We start from the raw sequence: 16,110 nt of genomic DNA, 5'->3' as shown, positions 1-16,110 counted from the left end.
GAGCCTCTCAGGCGTGTCTGAACGGGCTGGGTGCCCTATGCAGAATGGATGGCGCAGCCCACGACGCAGGAGTCTGCTTCGGGGGGGCCTGATGGCACTGGCGAGACCAGGGCCATCAGGAGCGGGTCAGGTGCGCTTGAACTGGCTCAGTACAAAGAGGGTGGTGGCGCAGACTACGACCGAGGGACCGGCCGGGGTGTCCTGATACCAGGAGAGGGCAAGGCCCCCCAGCACGGCGAGACAGCCTGTCAGGGCGGCAAAGCCGGCCATCTGCTCCGGGGTCTGGCTGAAGCGGCGGGCGGTGGCGGCGGGAATGATCAGCAAGGAGGTGATGATGAGCGCCCCGACGAACTTCATGGCCACGGCGATGACCAGGCCTATCAGCAACATCAGCACGCAGCGCAGCACATCCACCCGCACCCCTTCCACCCGGGCCAGCTCTTCCGAGATGGTCATGGAGAGCAGGGGATCCCAGAGCCGCCACAGGGTGAGCAGCACCAGGGCGCCGCCGCCGTAGATCCAGAGCAGGTCCATGGGCTGCACCGAGAGCAGGTCGCCAAACAGGTAGGCCATCAGATCCACCCGCACGTTGTCCATGAAGCTCAGGGTGACCAGACCCAGCGACAGGGCGCTGTGGGCCAGAATGCCGAGTAGGGTGTCGGTGGCCACCTGCTGGTTGCGGCTCATGATCACCAGCAGCATCGCCATGGCGAGGCAGCAGACCACGACCGCCAGGGTGAGGTCCACCTGCAGCAGGATGCCGAGGGCGATGCCGAAGAGGCAGGCATGGGAGAGGGTGTCGCCAAAATAGGCCATCTTGCGCCACACCACGAAGCTGCCCAGGGGCCCGGCCAGCAGGGCGATGCCGAGCCCGGCCGCGAGGGCGTATAACAGAAAGCTGTCCACTTGATGATCCTGTCTGGTTCGTTATTGATTGCGGGAGGGCAGGCGGATGACGGGGGCCTGCGGTTCATGATGATGGTGTTCACCGTCGCAGTGGTGATGGTGGGTGTAGACCGCCAGGACCTCCCGCTCCGGTCGGCCGAACAGACGGGCAAACTCGGGGTGGCGAGCCACGCTCTCCGGTTCGCCGTGACAGCAGACGTGGCGATTGAGGCAGATCACCTCGTGAGTGCTGGCCATCACCAGGTGCAGATCGTGGGAGACCATCAGCACGGCGCAGTGGAACTCGGCGGCCAGCTGGCTGATGAGGGCATAGAGCTCGATCTGGCCCGTGATATCTACCCCTTGCACCGGTTCGTCCAGCACCAGCAGCTCGGGCTTGACCAGCAGGGCGCGGGCCAGCAGTACCCGCTGCATCTCGCCACCGGAGAGTTTCTGCATCCGGTTGTCCAGCAGATCCTGGGCACCGACCCGATTGAGCGCCTCCTCGATGGAGAGGCGGCTGTTCTTGCCAAGTTGCAGGAAGCGGCGCACCGTCAGGGGGAGGGTGGGGTCCAGATAGAGGCGCTGGGGTACATAGCCGATCCGCAGATCGCGGCGGCGAACGATGTCCCCCGAATCTGGGCGGAGCAAGCCCAGCACCAGCTTGCTCAGAGTGCTCTTGCCCGCCCCGTTGGGGCCGACCAGGGTGGTGATTTTGCCTTTGTTCAGGGTAAAGGAGACCTTGTCGAGCACGAGTCGTCCGTCAAATGAGAGACAGACCTCTTTCAGCTCCACCAGTTGGGTCATGACAGCTCCGGGGTTTACAGCCTGTGAGAGTTATAATATAACAGCGACGTTGGTTTGTTATATTATCACACACATATTCCCTGACGAGACCTCTATGCGAATTCTTGCTCTGATCACTGCCCTGATGGCGGTGAGTCTGCCTGTCCGTGCCCTCGAGGTGCTGACCACCATCAAACCCCTGGGCTTCATCGCGGCGGCGATCACCGATGGCGTGAGCGAGCCCGGGGTGCTGCTGCCCACCGGCGCGTCGCCCCACGATTTTTCCCTGCGCCCTTCCGATATTCGCAGCATCAACGAGGCCGATCTGGTTGTGTGGGTCGGTCCCGAGCTGGAAGGCTTCATGGCCAAACCCCTTGCCCGGCATCCTCATGTATTGACCCTGACCCAGGTTCCCGGCATGCCGCTGTACAACTATGCGACCCAGGGGGAGCATGACGAGCATCACCATGATGACAAGGATCATGACCATGCCGCCCACGACCACGGCTCGCACGACGAGGGCCATGAAGGGCACCACCACGAAGGGGTGGATCCACACATCTGGCTGGGTCCAACCCAGGCCAAGGTGATTGCCAAGGCGATCGCGACCGAACTGGGCAAGCTGGATCCTGCCAACCAGGCGCGCTATGCCGCCAATCTCGCGGCCTTCGAGGGCAAGGTTGACGCCCTGGACAAGGTGATCGCCGTGCAGATGAAGGCGGTGGATCAGAAGGGCTACTTCGTGTTCCACGAAGCCTATGGATACTGGGAGCGTCACTACGGCATGAGCTCCAAGGGACACTTCACCGTGAGCCCGGAGCGTCGCCCGGGAGCCAAGACGCTGATTGACATCCGCAAGGCGCTGGAAGAGAAAAAGGCGAGCTGCATCTACGCCGAGCCGCAGTTCTCCCCGGCGGTGATCGAGTCGGTTGCCCGCAATACCGGGGCCAAGGTGCTGCTGCTGGACGAAGTCGGCGAGCAGGTGCCGCTCGGTCCGGACGGTTATCCGCAATTCATGCAGCAGTTGGCGGATGCCTTCGCCCAGTGCCGCTAGGCCTTGCCCGACATTGACGATAGAGGCGGCGCGGCCAACTATACTGACCTCCAGCATCTGATATGGAGTGTCAGTCATGAAATGGTTGCTCGTCTCTGTCTGCACGCTGACCCTGCTGGGATCCGGCATACAGGCATCCGGTCTTTCCGAACACATCGCCAGCCCGGAACTCAGGGCAAAAATGCAGGCGGTCTATGGCGCCAGAGCGATCCAGCGGTCCGAGGCCTTCTCTCGTCTGCTGACGCCAAGGGCCGGAACGACGGACCAGCAGAAGCTGGAGCTGGTGAATAACTACTTCAACAACCTGACCTACAGCGAGGATCCCAGACTGTGGGGGGATGATGATTATTGGGCCAATCCGCTGGAGTTCATCGGGGCGAGAGGAGGGGATTGCGAGGACTACAGCATCGCCAAGTACTACACCCTGATGGAGCTGGGGGTCGACGAGAAGAAGCTGCGGCTGGCCTATGTGAAGGCAATTCGTTACAACCAGTTCCACATGGTGACGTTGTACTTCCCGACCATCAAGTCAGATCCCCTGGTGCTGGACAACATCAATGGCCGCATCCTGCCGGGGAGCAAGCGCAATGATCTGCAGCCGGTTTACAGTTTCGATGCCAAAAGCATCTGGATCATGAAATCTCGTCGCGAGGGAACCCTGGCGGGGAGCGCCGATCGCCTGGCCCAGTGGACCTCGATGCAGAGCCGGTTCTCCAGCGAGCATCTGCGCTCCCCCCGTCGCCAGCTATAACTTGCCCGCCGCCTTCAACTCCTCGAAATATTTTCCCGCGCCCGGATGCTGTTCGACACTCAGCACCGGGCCTATTTTGTTGCGCGCCTTGTGAAACAGGTTCGCATAGCCATAGGTCTGTTCGTTGAAACTGGTTTGCTGGCTCAGCATGGCCCGGGTAAGCCGATAGACCTCGTCATCCGGTGTGGCGGCATTGGTCACCAGGGTGGCGGCGATGGCGAAGGTCGGGGTTGCCTTGAGGTTGCCCGGGTAGATGCGTGCCGGCACCTGGCTGCGCTGATAATACCTGACCCCCTTGAGCAGCTGGTCCCTGACGGGCCCCTCGATCGCCAGGAAGCGCACGTCGCAGCGCTTGGCGGTGTCGAGCACGATACGGTTGGGATGACCCATGACGAGGCCATAGGCATCGATCTGTTTACTGCACAGTGCTTCGGAGAGATTGGCGACGCTCTTCAAATCAAGATCCTGCTCCTTTGCACCCAAAACATTGAACAGGGCCAATGCCGTTTGCCGAGTCCCTGAACTCTTCAGGCCCATGTCGATGGGGGCCAGCTTGAGCTGCTCCAGGGTGGTGATATCCCCATCGGCTCGCACCACTATGGTGAAAGGTTCGGCGTGGGTGGCAAAGAGAGCCCTCAGCTCGCGTTGTGGTTGGGCAACGAAAGGCCCCGTGCCCTGGCTGGCCTGATAGAGCCAGTCTGACTGGACGAGGGCATAGGGGACCTCTCCCGCTTTCAGCTGGCGGAGATTCTCGATGGACCCGGAGCTGGCCTGCAGTTTGCAGGGCATCGTGGGGGCACTTTTTTTGGCCAGTCTGCAGAACTCCTTGATGACCTGGTAATAGATGCCTTGCTCCCCCCCTGTGCCTATGGTCATGGTGGTCGCGTACAGGGTCGGTTGCCACAGCAGGGCAAGCAGCAGCAGCGGGATCCTCATGATGCATTCTCCTGAGTGGCATAACCATCGATGCCCCAACTGCGCAGCATGTCCACATCGCTCACGTCGCCGGCTTCCGCCAGCAAGGTGTAGCCGGAAGCATGGAGGCATTGGGAGAGCAGGTTCCAATAAAGGGGGGACTGGGTGAGCTGGCAACTGATGAAGACGGGTCTGATGGGGTCGAGTCTGGCCAGATTGTCGTTGTTCATCGGGATGTTGCTGAACGCCAGCTCAATCCCCTGGGACTGGAGTGCAGTCAGTCGCTCCTCGGCCAGGGGGGGGAAGATAGCCAGATCCCAGCGCCAGTCCAGCGTCTTGCCACGAGCGCTGGCCAGCACGGGGGCAAACTGCGCCCAGTCTGGATGGCCGAGCAGGCTGAGAGGCAGTTGGAGCCCTTCCGCCTTCTGGGTCAGCCAGTCGTTGAGCAGCGCCCGAATTTCATCCGGCGAGCTGTCCGTGGTGGGGGGGTGCTTGGGTAACAGGCGGCTGTAGAGCCTGATACTCCCCTGAGTGGAGAAGAAATGCTGCTGATAGGTGTTGCCATCGGTGTCGACCAGACCAACGAGCTTCTGGTGGGTCGGGAGGGCGTCGTGCTTGCCAAGCTGGGTGATCTTCAGCCGTTGTTGCAGCAGGTCCCGTTTACGTTCGGAGACCAGCTGGTTGATGGAGACGACGACGTCCTGCAATTCGCGAAGCCACGGGGTTGGCAGGTTGCCGCTGAACTGGCGTTTGCGGATCCGGGTCAGCTGCAGACTGATCTGTTCGAGGGGGCGCAGCAGGCGGCGGCACACCCAGGTGATCACCAGGCTGAATACCAGCAGGCCGGCGAGCAGCGCAAGTCCGGTACGACTGATGGCGTTCCACAGATGCTGGTAGGCGTAACCCTTGTGTCCCTCGAGCGTGAGGGTACCGAGAATGCGCCAGCCGTCGGTCAACTCCTGCTCAATCTTGACCGGTGGCATGTCGATAACTGAGGGGAGCCAGCCTGGAATATTTTGCTGTGCGGTGTGGAACACCTTCTGGAACAGCACCTGGCCATCCGGATCCAGCAGGACGACGGAGTTGACGAAGCCTCCGTCGAACATGGCGTTCACTATGGTCTCGGCAAGGACCTTGTCATCGTTGAGCAGAGTGCCCTGCAGCACCAGCCCCAGTGCGGTGATGGCGGTTTCAAGGTTGGCCGACATCTGGTCGAGAATAGACTGTCGTACCGTCGTGATCTCCAGCACGAGCAGCAGCGCGGCGCCGATGGTGAAGAGGATTAGGATGATTACATTTAACAATTTTGCCAATGACATACCCACTCCATGGAGATGTTTTTGCAACATTTTCTGGGCCGGAGAGCACCACAACCGGACTTGGTTCTTAAAAATAGAAAAAAATGGCTGAAAATGACGATCATTTCTGCCCATGCTGGAAGGTTATGCATAAAATGTGAGTTTCGTGCATGGAGCTATGAACTTTTTGTAAGTATTTAGGTCTAAAAGCCAGATATTCGGTTTTCATAATAAAAACTCATAAAAACAGACCCACAACCACCACCCTTAGATCTAATAACAGGATAGCGGATGAAACGTCTCCGTCCCTTGGTAGCTCAGGCTGCCAATTGGGAACCCCCGGTTCCCCGCAAGCATTTCTATGCCATGCTATTGCTCACGGCCATGACGCTGTCAGCAGTAGCCGTATTGCCAGCTCCCGGTGACATCCTGGAGCGGCCACTGCGTCTGGAGTTGCCTATCGCCACCACGGGCACCGCAACCAACGAAGACAACACCGACTTCAACGACATTCCGGATCACGAGCTGGTCGAGTCAGCTGCTCCCGAAGACGACATCCCGGCGGATGCCACGCCTCAATGGCAGGATTACCGGGTGCGCAACGGCGAGAATCTGACCACCATCTTCAACAACCTGGGGCTGTCCACCACCACCCTCTACAAGGTGCTGGATGCGGATGCCAAGAACAACCTGGCGCGTCTCAAACCCGGTCAGACCATCGAGTTGCTGATCGATCAGGACAACATTCTGCAGCAGTTGAAGATCCGCCTGAACATCAAGCAGACCCTGGTGCTGGAGCGTACCGACGACACCTATAGCGCCAACATGCTCAATGAAGAGGTGGAGTGGCAACAGAAGAGCTATGACGGTGTCATCAACGGCAGCTTCTACGTCAGCGCCCGCAATGCCGGGATCCCGGCCAACCACATCCAGAAAATTGCCAACCTGTTCCAGTGGCGCCTCAACTTCGCCAAGGATTTGAAAAAGGGTGACAAGTTCAAGGTGCTGGTCCGCCAGGAGACGGTCGAGGGCAAGAGTACGGGCAATACCCAGTTGCTGGGGGTCGAGGTGTTCAGTCAAGGCAAGGCCGTGTCAGCCTGGTTGTCGGAAGATGGCAACTATTATGACGGTCAGGCAAACAGCCTGGAGCGCGGCTTCCGCCGTTATCCGACTCACAGCCGTTACCGGGTCAGCTCCAGTTTCAACCCGAATCGCCGTCATCCCATTACCGGGCAGGTCCGGCCCCATGAGGGGACCGACTTTGCCCTGCCGGTAGGCACGCCCATCATGGCGACCGGTGACGGTGTGGTCCTCAAGGCAACCAGCCACCCGCTGGCAGGCACCTATATCGTGATCAAGCACGGTCGTACCCTGATGACCCGTTACCTGCACCTGAGCAAGCTGCTGGTGAAACCCGGGCAGAAGGTGAAAATGGGCGACAAGATAGCCCTCTCCGGCAACACGGGCCGTTCCACCGGTGCTCACCTGCACTACGAAGTACGCATCAACAACCGGCCGGTGGATCCCATGAAGATCAAGCTGCCGATGGCGGAGCCGCTCTCCGGCAAGGACAAGCGTCAGTTCCTCGCCAAGGTGAAGAGCTACCGCAAAGAGATGGAGGCGGGCTGAACGGCGCCCTCCTGACGAAAAAGGCCCCGCCAACTGGCGGGGCCTTTTCATTGCAGAACGGCTTCAATAACCCTTGTCAAAGTCGATCCGGCCGTCCAGCTGCTGACCATCAATGAAGCGGATGTAGTTGCGGATGAAGATCTGGGCTACATCTTCCGGGAAGCTGTAGGCGCTGTTGTGGGGCGTCACGATGAGATTGGGCTGGTGCCAGAGTGGGCTGTCAGCGGGCAGGGGTTCCTGCTCGAACACATCTAGCACCGCCATGGCGGGTTTGCCGGCTTGCAGTGCCGCCAGCAGGTCCCCCTCATGGACGGCATTGCCCCTGCCGACGTTGAAGAAGATGGCGCCCGGTTTGCAGTGGCTGAAGCGTTCGGCGGTGAAGAGATGGCGTGTCTCTCGGGTGGCGGGCAGTACGCTGACGATGACATCGGCCTGGGCCAGCATCTTGTTGAGTGCCGGCAACTGGTACACCTGATCGAACCCGGCACGTTCACGGCCACTGTGGCTGATGCCGAGCACCCTCATGCCAAAATGTTTGCCGGTGTGGGCGATATGCTGCCCTATGCTACCGGTGCCGAGCAGCAGCAGCGTCTTTCCCTTCAAGCCCTGGTAGGGATGGCTCTGCCAGACGCCCTGTTGCTGCTGCTCGCGATAGAGTGGCAACTGGCGGGTCAGGCTGAGCAGATGGCCGAACACATACTCGCTCATCAAGGGGCCGAAGATGCCGCGGACATTGGTGAGCAGGTAGTCGCGGCGGCAACTGGCGTCCAGCAGCACATCGACCCCGGCATAAGTCGACTGGAGCCAGCTGAGCTTGCCGGCCTTGGCCAGCAGCGGCTTGGCCCGGGCAGGCTCGGCCATCAGGATATGAGCGTCACCGATAAGCTGTTCGGCCTCGGCCTGATTGTCGGCCCGAAGAATGTGCAGATGGGGAAGATGGGCCGCCTTGAGCAGGCGTTCATAGTGGCTGTTGTCCTGACTCAACAGCAGCAGGGTACGTTGGCTCATACTCTTGTTCCTTATCGTGTTTATGGCAAGGCGAGAGGGATGCTGTCTCCATCTTACCCCAGTTGATCGGGCAAGATAGTCGAGCAGGGCGCTTTTTCATTTTTAGACGGGGCCCTCGTGGGCTACAATCTGCCCCACATTTTGCAAAGGATCCGACTCCAGTGTTTGGTGACAAGTTTTATAAGCGACTGGCCGAGCTGCAGCCCTGGCAGCAAACCGTCTATACCCTGGCGCTGGCAGAGCGCATGTACCCCAACTATGTGCTCTTTACCCAGGCCTCCGGTTTCGGGGATGCGAGGGCATTCCGTCACGCGCTGGATCAGATGTGGAACTACCTGACGGTCAAGGGATCCCGCGTCAATCTTGGTGCCATTCTGGAAGCGTTTGAAGTCTACATTCCCGATCCCCGCAAGTTTGAATCCTACGGCGCCTATCCGGCACTGGACGCCTGCGTGGCGCTGGGTTGTGCCTACAACTCGGTGATCTGCCGGGTGGGGGAAGAGGCCAACGACGCCAGCCATGCGTCTGTCGGCACGGTCGCCGGCTTCATCGAGATGCTGGAAGAGCGGGATCTCAGCGATGATGAGCTCTATGAGCACGAGTACATGGAGGCGGAGCTGGAGTTCCAGGTCGAACTGCTCAAACGGGTGGCCCATGAACGGGACAGCGACCGCATCCTTGCCATCCGCGCCTTCGCGGCCCAGGACGGCGTCTCCAACATCGGCATCAGCCTGGAGGCGTAACGCCATCGCGTACTGCCCATAAAAAAAGCTCCCGGTCGGGAGTTTTTTTTATCTCTGAGCGTTCATTTTTTGGTGTGTGAGAAAGCATTTATGCATTTTTTTCAAATGGTTAACTTTTTTTCTCCTGATTCTTAGGGGCCATTCGTTGCTGTTGTAAGCTCGCTTCTATTGGTTGCACTTGACAGAGAATCACCGACGAGAACATCTCCATTACTGAGGTCATCTATGAATGCAACAGAGCTTTGGCAGCTTTCCCCCGAGCAATTCAACGAGTGGCGGCGTGAGAACGATTATCCCCGTATCTGGGCGCTGCTGGTGGCGTCGCTGCCCCATTTCGACGACTGGATGGCGGAGCAGAAGATAGAAAAAAGCGTGATCTTCCAGATCGGCATCGCCCGCTTCATCAGCTCCCGCTGCGTGCTGAGCCTTTGTGTCTACATGAGCGACGACAAGGTCCGCCTGTATGAGAGCGCCTCGAGTGCACTGGAATCCCTGCGCAAGAGCGGCCTCATCCGCTCGGAGACCCGTTTCGAGCCTTACAGCATGTGGCTGGCGGGAAAACATGGCAATGACGAGGTGAAACGGGTGCAAAGCCTGCTCTCGGTCTCGGAGAACAACAAGGGGGAGGCCCTGGTGCTGGGCAAGCATCGTCTGCTCAACATCGGCGGTGTTGCTCTCAAAAGCCCCATCATCTCCGGCCGGTTGCTCGATTTTACCTGTCTCGACGAGCTCTCTCTCGATGGGGCCGTCAACAACTCCAAGGTTTATCTGTGGCACTGCTCGGCCAAGGGGGTCAGGGTCAATGGCGGGGTGATCGGGCTCGATCTGTTCGACTCCCTGCTGTGGGACCACAGGGCCTGGGCCAAGAAGCGGGAGCTGGCGCTGGAGGACGGGGTCTTTCAGGACTTCACCATAGAGTGCGAGGAGATCCGCTTCCACTCCTCCCGGGCGGTGCTGAAAAACTTCAGCGTCAGCGCCAAGAACTTCGATGCCACCATGGAGCACACCAACCTGGACAAGGTGGAGGTGGTCTACAACGACAATGGGCGGATCGACCACAACGAGGCGAGTAAACTCTATCGCAATGCCAAGCGTCTCTTCTCCAGCGTGGGTGACACCGTCGACGCAGGCGAGTGCTACTACAAGGAGAAGCTGCACGAGATGAAGTCCCTGGCGAGCCCGCGGGAGCTGTTCCGGGAGCGCTGGTTGCGCAGCGGTCCGATGACGAAGTGCTGGCTCTCCCTGTTGTGCTATCTCAAGTGCGCGGGCAAGTTCATCAGCTTCATCACCTGGGGATTTGGGGAGCGTCCCATCAGAAGCCTGCTGATGTCGATGGGGGTGATCCTGCTGGCGACCCTGACCTATTTCCTGGCACCGGAGTCTGCAACCCACGGCCATCTGGGGCGCTCTCTCTATTTCAGCATCGTCACCTTCGTGACCCTGGGTTATGGGGACATCTCCCAGACCTCCTCGCCGCTGCAACTGCTGTCGGCCATCGAGGCCTTCTGCGGCATGTTCCTGACAGGTCTCTTCCTCGCGGGTTTTGCCTCGAAAACCAAGCAGTATTGACGGGAGTGCCGGCGGCGGGTGCCATCAGTGCCCGCCTCCGGTACCCTCCTGCTGTCTCCCCATCCCTCCCGGCGACCTTGCTTGACGCAGCGGCGGTGGAGCGACTTTATTTAAAGTCATCGCATGCCATGGCAAGCGATGGCGCCACCAGCGCCCGGACATGACGCAATCAGAGGAGAAAGCCCGGTATCGATCCGCCAACCACCGATGTAGAGAAGGAATAACGCTATGATATTGAATCACTTATGGGGATTGTATGCCCATCCCCACACCGAATGGCATACCATAGACGAGCGGCACGACAGCTTCAGAAACAGTCTGACCCACATCCTGCTCGTGGCCCTTATCCCTCCCATCTGCGCCTACTATTCCGCCGTTCACATCGGCTGGAGCATCGGGGTCGGCGATCCCATCACCCTGACCGCCAACAGCGCATTCAAGCTGTCGGTCGCCATGTACGTGACCCTTATCATCGGCGTGTTGGCACTCTCCTATCTGGTGCACTGGATGGGGCATACCTTCGGCTCGGATCCCAGCTACACGACCTCGCTGGAGCTGGCGGCCTACACCTCCACGCCACTCTTCATGGTGGGCTTCTCCGCTTTCTTCCCGCATCTCTGGTTCGTGATGCTCATCGGTTTGGTCGGGCTGACCTATTCCGTCTACCTGCTCTATATCGGCGTGCCCATCCTGATGCACATCACCAAGGAGCAGGGATTCATCTACGCCAGCTCAGTGGTGACGGTCGGCCTGGTGTTGCTGGTCTGCGTGCTGGCTGCCACGGCCATCCTGTGGGGATCCGGCTTCGGTCCCGTCTTCACCCAGTAGCCGTGTATGCCGACGGCAACGACGACAAGGGCGCCTTGATGGCGCCCTTGTCGTTGATCTCTCGCCTGGTCGGCGTGTCTTTGCCAGACCCGGGAGGGAAGTCGTCTGTGTTGATCAGCGGGGATTGCCGCTGCCGATGCCGAACGGGATGCGGTAATCGCTGCTCTGATCGCCGAGGCTGACGGTCAGGTTGCCCTGGGCGCGGCTCGGGATCTGTACCTGCTGGGTACCCATCAGGTTGGCGTGGACGGAGGCCACCAGATCACCGGATTCATCGCGCACCTCCAGCATGGGGTTGGCTTTGCCGGCCATGGCGGCGCTGGCATGCCAGTTCACGAATAGCACACCCGGGGTGGCGTTGAAGTCGGCGGGGACGGAAGCCTGGGCAACACCGGCACTCATCAGGCCTGCAACGGCCAGCATCTTGATCACGTTTTTCATGTTCATTCACTCTCTTGGTTTTTATGTCATTGGCAAGGCCTGACAGGCCTGCATCAATGCATCCTTGCAAGAGGTCATTCAAATGGTGTGTTGTTTTGTCACGGATGTTTGTCACCCATATGGATGGGGGACGGCCATGAACGACCAGTTTTTTTGCGGCTTGGCGCTCCTGCCTAAGCGATGTGTGAATATTAAGCGCCTCACCCGGTCATTGTTAGCGAGATAAACTGGCCTACACGTTCAAAAAATATGAATGATGATTTGTGGGGAGGAAGCAGGCAGGTTGGAGGGGAGTCACCCTTCCGGAGAGAGGTGCATGTCCCAGACCTGACACGGGATTGTCACATCCGGTGCGTACTGTGCGGCTTCATTTTCACACTGGTTCAAGGATGACTATGTTTCGCGTCTCTTCCCTTGCCGCCTGCGTGGCTGCCACCCTGCTGAGCGGCTGCCATTCGGGCAACGACTCCTCCTCGCCTGCCGTCGGCGACTATCAATACAGCACCAAGGCGGTCTATGCCGCCCGTCAGGCAATGAACAGCTATGAGGTTGCCCCTGAAGGCTTTAGTCCCGTCTTCACCGAGCTGGTCGCACGCCATGGCTCCCGCTCGCTGTCGAGCCCCAAATACGACGTGCTGACCAAGCTGGTGTGGGAGGAGGCTGCGAGACAGGGGGCCTTGACCGAGCTGGGCCAACGGCTCGGCGCCAAGGTGGACGCCGTCACGGCCGCCAACCAGACCCTCGGCTATGGCCTGCTGAGTGCGCTCGGTAAGGAGGAGCACGCCAACCTGGCGACCCGGCTCGCCGAACGGCTGCCCACCCTGCTGACCACTGAATCGACTCCCCTCTGCCTCAAGGTCGAGACATCGGGCAAGGATCGCGCCAACGAAAGCGCCTACTTCTTCATGCAGAGCCTGGCCAAACGGGTCTCTCTGGTGACGGACAGCCCCGACTGTTACGTCAGCCAGGAGAACCCTTCCGAGATCGACAAGGGGCTGCGCAACAAGTTCGAGCTCTACTTCCACAAGACCGAGCCGCAGGGGGAGTACACCCGGTATCTGCCCACCTTCCAGGCCTATCAGGCCTTTGTCGGGGACGAAGAGAACGGGGTGGCTCCTGCTCCCGAGCTGACCGAGGCCCTCGATGCGCTCAAGGCCCTGCCCAGGACCCGGGTGATGGCCCGTGAGATGCTCGAGCGTCTCTACAGCAAGGCCTTCGTCGACGAGCTGGCCGCCGGGGTGGATTATGTGGCGGTGAACCCGGAAGACGGCGGCAAGACCCATGTGCGCGACGAGGTGGACGCCGCCCTCATGCTCTACAACCTCTTCATCATCGGCCCGGGGATGATCCGGGAGGCGCAGGCACAAGGCGGGTCCTGGGATCTCGAGCAGTTCATCACGCCAGAGGAGTCTGCCTGGTTCTCCTACCTTTCCGATGCCGAGGACTTCTACGAGAAAGGACCGAGTCTTGCCAGCCAGAGCGCCACCTACGCCGTGGCCCAGCCCCTGCTTGACGGCCTCTTCAACGAGGTACAGACCCAGGTGGTGGAAGAGGCGGGCGAGCATGTCGCCAAGCTGCGCTTTGCCCATGCGGAGACCCTGATCCCGCTGGCGGCCCTGATGAAGCTGGCAGGGAGCCGCCAGAGCGCCCAGCCCGGCGTGTTGATGAGCCAGGAAAACAACGAATGGCGTGGCGGCTGGGTCTCTCCCTATGCGGCCAACATCCAGTGGGATGTCTACCGCAACGAGGCCGGCCGGGTGCTGGTGAAGATGCTTTACAACGAGAAGGAGCTCGCCTTCAAGGCAGGTTGCGCCCCCATTGCGGTGGGCAGCTTCTTCTATGACTTCGGCGAGCTCAAACGCTGTTACGACTACTCGTCCTGACGCGCTTGTACCATCCCCGGGGCCGGTCATCGCCGGCCCCGATTTTTTTTGGTTCAGGCGGAGCCGGCTTGTCGACGACCCGCCTGCCAGGTGGTGCCCATGGAGGCGGCGATGATGGCGGTTATCCCGAGCCATTGGGACGCGGGCAGCTGCTCACCCAGCCATACCAGTCCCATCAAGGCCCCCATGGCCGGTTCACCGCTGGTGAGAATGCCGTAGCTCTTGAGGGGAAGGCGGCGCAGGGCAAACATCTCGAGAGAGTAGGGGATGGCGCTCGAGAGCAGCCCCACCCCGATGATGGTGAGGATCACGGGGACGGTGAATGACGCCTCGATCGCACCCTCCAGCCCGAAGGGCAATACCAGCAGGGTGCCCACCCACATGCCCAGCGCCGGAGCCTGTGCGCCCAGCAAGGCTCCTGCCCGCTTTCCGGTGAGCATATAGAGCCCCCAGAAGAGGCCAGCCCCGAGAGCCAGTGCGGCTCCCAGGGGATCGATGGCCTGCTGTGTTGCCCGCAGGGGCAAGAGCAGCAACAGCCCGGCGATGGCCAGTATCAGCCAGATGAAGTCTGCCCGGTGGCGTGAGGAGAGCAGGGCCACTGTCAGGGGGCCGATGAACTCGATGGCCAGGGCAACGCCGAGGGGAATGCGTGCGATGGCGAGATAGAAGAGCAGGTTCATGGCCCCAAGCGACAGGCCGTAGGGGATGGCGCCCAGCAGGGTGCGTCGGTCGAGGGGGACACGCCAGATGCGAAACACCAGGGAGAGAAGGAGGGCGGCGCACCCCAGCCGGAACAGGGTCGTGCCTGCGGCTCCGAGCAGGGGAAACAGGGATTTGGCCAGGGAGGCGCCGAGGGTGATCGACAGCATGGCGAGCAGGACGGCCAGAAGAGAGGAGAGGGCATTGGGATTGGGTTGCATGGTATTCATACCGGGCAGGACGATGGGCAGTAAAATATATCTGGAGACTTGGGTAAAACCGGTCTAATACTGGCCTTGTGCGATAATTTTTATCTAATGAACCCCATGACCGACAAATTTGATCTGCTCATCCTCGCCGAGCTGCAACAGGATGCCCGTCTGCCCACGCCGGAGCTTGCCCACAGGGTCGGTCTTTCCGCCCCAGCCTGCTACCGCCGCGTCCGCGCCTTGCGGGAGTCCGGTCTCATCGAGCGGGAAGTGGCGCTGGTGGCACCGTCCACCATGGGCTGGCCCATCACCATGCTGGTGCTGGTGACCCTGGAGCGGGATCATGGCCGCATCGTCGATGAGATGATCGCCAGCCTGCAGCGGGAACCCGAGGTGATGGATCTCTGGTATGTGACGGGGGAGCAGGACTTCGTGCTGCAAGTGGCCGCCAGGGACATGCAAAGTTACGAGCAGTTCACCCGTCGGGTGCTCCATGCCAGGGACCAGGTGCGCAGTTTCAAGACTCTGGTGGTCATGGGACAGCACAAGCGTTGCGGCGCCTTGCTGCCCGGGTAAAGAGGGGGTTGCGCCGAAGCCTTGCCGGCATTGCGGGAGCGCCGTCAGGGAGAGGAACAGGGGCAGGTACGGCCTGCCCCTCTGTGTCAGCCAGGTTCCCCGGGCGCCAGCTCCTCTGCCGTCATGGGGCGCAAGACCCGGCAGGGATTGCCGACCGCCACCACGCCTGCCGGAATGTCTCTGGTGACAACGGACCCCGCCCCGATGACGCTGTTGTCCCCTATGGTGACGCCCGGGCAGATGACGACGCTGCCCCCAATCCAGACGTTGTTGCCGATGCGCACCGGCTTGCCGAACTCGACCCCCTTGATGCGCGGCGCTACCGCCACCGGGTGGGTAGCGGTGTAGATCTGCACTCCGGGGGCCAGCAGCACGTTGTCGCCTATGTGTACCTCGCACACATCCAGGATGGTGCAGTTGAAATTGGCGTAGAAATTCTCGCCGACAAAGATGTTGGCGCCATAGTCGCAGAAGAAGGGGGGCGTGATGAAACAGCGTTCTGCGCGGCCACCCAGCAGGCGGGTGAGGCGCTCATCCCAACCAGGGGCATCGGTTCGCTCCCGGTTCAGTTCTCCCAGCAGGGCGCGGCACTGCTCCCGCGCAGCCCGCAGTTCGGGGTCCCCTGCATCATAGGGCGCTCCCGCCACCATCTTCTGCCACTCGGGGCCACGCACGGCGGGCCGCTGCACTGTCGTTGCGTCAGTCATCATTGCTCCATCAGCCAGATCAGGGATTCGTAAGGGCGCAGCTTGCAGGATTGCGGGCGGGCCGGGCTATCCGGGTAGTTGCCAAGCAGCAGTCGCCCCTCCCCGCTTTGCAGCTCGGCAGGCAGGGCA

At 60.6% G+C, this 16,110-nt stretch carries 17 protein-coding genes; 8 read left to right on the top strand and 9 right to left on the bottom strand.

The window, feature by feature from the left end; all coding sequences use genetic code 11:
- Positions 1-126 precede the first annotated feature (126 nt).
- Together znuB and znuC are read right to left on the bottom strand one after the other, a co-directional pair.
- Positions 127-906: a zinc ABC transporter permease subunit ZnuB gene (gene znuB / locus AACR77_RS12830; protein WP_010672803.1), complete on the bottom strand. Its 780-nt coding sequence runs from the start codon at positions 904-906 to the stop codon at positions 127-129.
- Between the two features lie 21 nt (positions 907-927).
- Entirely contained in the window at positions 928-1,692 is a 765-nt protein-coding gene (znuC, locus tag AACR77_RS12825; protein WP_042878310.1) for a zinc ABC transporter ATP-binding protein ZnuC, read from the bottom strand.
- Between the two features lie 94 nt (positions 1,693-1,786).
- Here znuC and znuA point away from each other — a divergent pair, with 94 nt between their 5' ends.
- Entirely contained in the window at positions 1,787-2,725 is a 939-nt protein-coding gene (gene znuA / locus AACR77_RS12820; RefSeq protein ID WP_042878308.1) for a zinc ABC transporter substrate-binding protein ZnuA, read from the top strand.
- Positions 2,726-2,801: 76 nt separating this feature from the next.
- A complete protein-coding gene (locus tag AACR77_RS12815) occupies positions 2,802-3,476 on the top strand; it encodes a transglutaminase-like cysteine peptidase (protein WP_042878306.1) in 675 nt (224 codons plus the stop codon).
- On the opposite strand, the gene AACR77_RS12810 is transcribed toward AACR77_RS12815, so the two are convergent.
- Positions 3,471-4,412 carry a TAXI family TRAP transporter solute-binding subunit gene (locus AACR77_RS12810; RefSeq protein ID WP_042878304.1) on the bottom strand — a complete coding sequence of 314 codons (942 nt, stop codon included), beginning with the start codon at positions 4,410-4,412 and terminating at the stop codon, positions 3,471-3,473. The two genes, AACR77_RS12815 and AACR77_RS12810, sit on opposite strands and share 6 nt — an antisense overlap.
- Positions 4,409-5,710 (bottom strand): LapD/MoxY N-terminal periplasmic domain-containing protein, encoded by a 1,302-nt coding sequence (locus tag AACR77_RS12805; RefSeq protein ID WP_042878302.1) that lies wholly within the window; start codon positions 5,708-5,710, stop codon positions 4,409-4,411. The genes AACR77_RS12810 and AACR77_RS12805 overlap by 4 nt, the downstream gene beginning before the upstream one ends.
- A gap of 270 nt (positions 5,711-5,980) precedes the next feature.
- On the opposite strand from AACR77_RS12805, the gene mepM reads away from it, so the two are divergent.
- Positions 5,981-7,318, top strand: coding sequence for a murein DD-endopeptidase MepM (gene mepM, locus AACR77_RS12800; RefSeq protein WP_042878300.1), 1,338 nt, complete (start codon positions 5,981-5,983; stop codon positions 7,316-7,318).
- Between the two features lie 63 nt (positions 7,319-7,381).
- Here the strand turns inward: mepM and AACR77_RS12795 are convergent, their stop codons facing one another.
- Positions 7,382-8,326, bottom strand: a complete 945-nt coding sequence (locus AACR77_RS12795) for a D-2-hydroxyacid dehydrogenase (RefSeq protein WP_039039728.1) — start codon at positions 8,324-8,326, stop codon at positions 7,382-7,384.
- A gap of 161 nt (positions 8,327-8,487) precedes the next feature.
- Between AACR77_RS12795 and AACR77_RS12790 the strand changes: the two genes are divergently transcribed.
- From AACR77_RS12790 to AACR77_RS12780, 3 genes are all read left to right on the top strand, one after another.
- Complete coding sequence (locus AACR77_RS12790) at positions 8,488-9,069, top strand: YjaG family protein (protein ID WP_010672811.1); 582 nt, start codon at positions 8,488-8,490, stop codon at positions 9,067-9,069.
- A gap of 225 nt (positions 9,070-9,294) precedes the next feature.
- Positions 9,295-10,638 carry a potassium channel family protein gene (locus tag AACR77_RS12785; protein WP_042878298.1) on the top strand — a complete coding sequence of 448 codons (1,344 nt, stop codon included), beginning with the start codon at positions 9,295-9,297 and terminating at the stop codon, positions 10,636-10,638.
- A gap of 228 nt (positions 10,639-10,866) precedes the next feature.
- Entirely contained in the window at positions 10,867-11,466 is a 600-nt protein-coding gene (locus tag AACR77_RS12780; RefSeq protein WP_029314835.1) for a Yip1 family protein, read from the top strand.
- A 114-nt stretch (positions 11,467-11,580) separates the two neighbouring features.
- Here AACR77_RS12780 and AACR77_RS12775 read toward each other — a convergent pair whose 3' ends face one another.
- Complete coding sequence (locus AACR77_RS12775) at positions 11,581-11,913, bottom strand: hypothetical protein (protein WP_039039727.1); 333 nt, start codon at positions 11,911-11,913, stop codon at positions 11,581-11,583.
- A gap of 383 nt (positions 11,914-12,296) precedes the next feature.
- Between AACR77_RS12775 and AACR77_RS12770 the strand changes: the two genes are divergently transcribed.
- On the top strand, positions 12,297-13,790 hold the full coding sequence (locus AACR77_RS12770; RefSeq protein ID WP_042878296.1) for a histidine-type phosphatase: 1,494 nt from the start codon (positions 12,297-12,299) through the stop codon (positions 13,788-13,790).
- Positions 13,791-13,843: 53 nt separating this feature from the next.
- Here AACR77_RS12770 and AACR77_RS12765 read toward each other — a convergent pair whose 3' ends face one another.
- Positions 13,844-14,719: an EamA family transporter gene (locus tag AACR77_RS12765; protein WP_042878294.1), complete on the bottom strand. Its 876-nt coding sequence runs from the start codon at positions 14,717-14,719 to the stop codon at positions 13,844-13,846.
- Positions 14,720-14,815: 96 nt separating this feature from the next.
- Here AACR77_RS12765 and AACR77_RS12760 point away from each other — a divergent pair, with 96 nt between their 5' ends.
- Positions 14,816-15,274, top strand: coding sequence for an Lrp/AsnC family transcriptional regulator (locus tag AACR77_RS12760; protein WP_039039724.1), 459 nt, complete (start codon positions 14,816-14,818; stop codon positions 15,272-15,274).
- A gap of 86 nt (positions 15,275-15,360) precedes the next feature.
- Here the strand turns inward: AACR77_RS12760 and AACR77_RS12755 are convergent, their stop codons facing one another.
- Together AACR77_RS12755 and AACR77_RS12750 are read right to left on the bottom strand one after the other, a co-directional pair.
- Entirely contained in the window at positions 15,361-15,981 is a 621-nt protein-coding gene (locus tag AACR77_RS12755) for a sugar O-acetyltransferase (protein WP_029314833.1), read from the bottom strand.
- A partial coding sequence (locus tag AACR77_RS12750; protein ID WP_042878292.1) for a hypothetical protein occupies positions 15,981-16,110 on the bottom strand: 130 nt, incomplete at its 5' end. The genes AACR77_RS12755 and AACR77_RS12750, both read right to left, overlap by 1 nt.

The sequence above is a fragment of the Aeromonas sp. ZOR0002 genome (assembly GCF_963866995.1).
Taxonomy (GTDB): Bacteria; Pseudomonadota; Gammaproteobacteria; order Enterobacterales; family Aeromonadaceae; genus Aeromonas; species Aeromonas caviae.
Note: the sequence above shows the minus strand (reverse complement) of the source record. Positions and strands in the feature narration are given on the sequence as shown.

Excerpts from the sequence above, each read along its gene's own strand:
- AACR77_RS12765 (WP_042878294.1), bottom strand. The coding sequence starts at position 14,719 with ATGAATACCATGCAACCCAATCCCAATGCCCTCTCCTCTCTTCTGGCC.
- AACR77_RS12810 (WP_042878304.1), bottom strand. The coding sequence starts at position 4,412 with ATGAGGATCCCGCTGCTGCTGCTTGCCCTGCTGTGGCAACCGACCCTG.
- AACR77_RS12805 (WP_042878302.1), bottom strand. The coding sequence starts at position 5,710 with ATGTCATTGGCAAAATTGTTAAATGTAATCATCCTAATCCTCTTCACC.
- mepM (WP_042878300.1), top strand. The coding sequence starts at position 5,981 with ATGAAACGTCTCCGTCCCTTGGTAGCTCAGGCTGCCAATTGGGAACCC.
- AACR77_RS12815 (WP_042878306.1), top strand. The coding sequence starts at position 2,802 with ATGAAATGGTTGCTCGTCTCTGTCTGCACGCTGACCCTGCTGGGATCC.
- AACR77_RS12760 (WP_039039724.1), top strand. The coding sequence starts at position 14,816 with ATGACCGACAAATTTGATCTGCTCATCCTCGCCGAGCTGCAACAGGAT.
- AACR77_RS12795 (WP_039039728.1), bottom strand. The coding sequence starts at position 8,326 with ATGAGCCAACGTACCCTGCTGCTGTTGAGTCAGGACAACAGCCACTAT.
- AACR77_RS12770 (WP_042878296.1), top strand. The coding sequence starts at position 12,297 with ATGACTATGTTTCGCGTCTCTTCCCTTGCCGCCTGCGTGGCTGCCACC.
- AACR77_RS12785 (WP_042878298.1), top strand. The coding sequence starts at position 9,295 with ATGAATGCAACAGAGCTTTGGCAGCTTTCCCCCGAGCAATTCAACGAG.
- AACR77_RS12780 (WP_029314835.1), top strand. The coding sequence starts at position 10,867 with ATGATATTGAATCACTTATGGGGATTGTATGCCCATCCCCACACCGAA.
- AACR77_RS12775 (WP_039039727.1), bottom strand. The coding sequence starts at position 11,913 with ATGAACATGAAAAACGTGATCAAGATGCTGGCCGTTGCAGGCCTGATG.
- znuA (WP_042878308.1), top strand. The coding sequence starts at position 1,787 with ATGCGAATTCTTGCTCTGATCACTGCCCTGATGGCGGTGAGTCTGCCT.
- AACR77_RS12755 (WP_029314833.1), bottom strand. The coding sequence starts at position 15,981 with ATGACTGACGCAACGACAGTGCAGCGGCCCGCCGTGCGTGGCCCCGAG.
- znuC (WP_042878310.1), bottom strand. The coding sequence starts at position 1,692 with ATGACCCAACTGGTGGAGCTGAAAGAGGTCTGTCTCTCATTTGACGGA.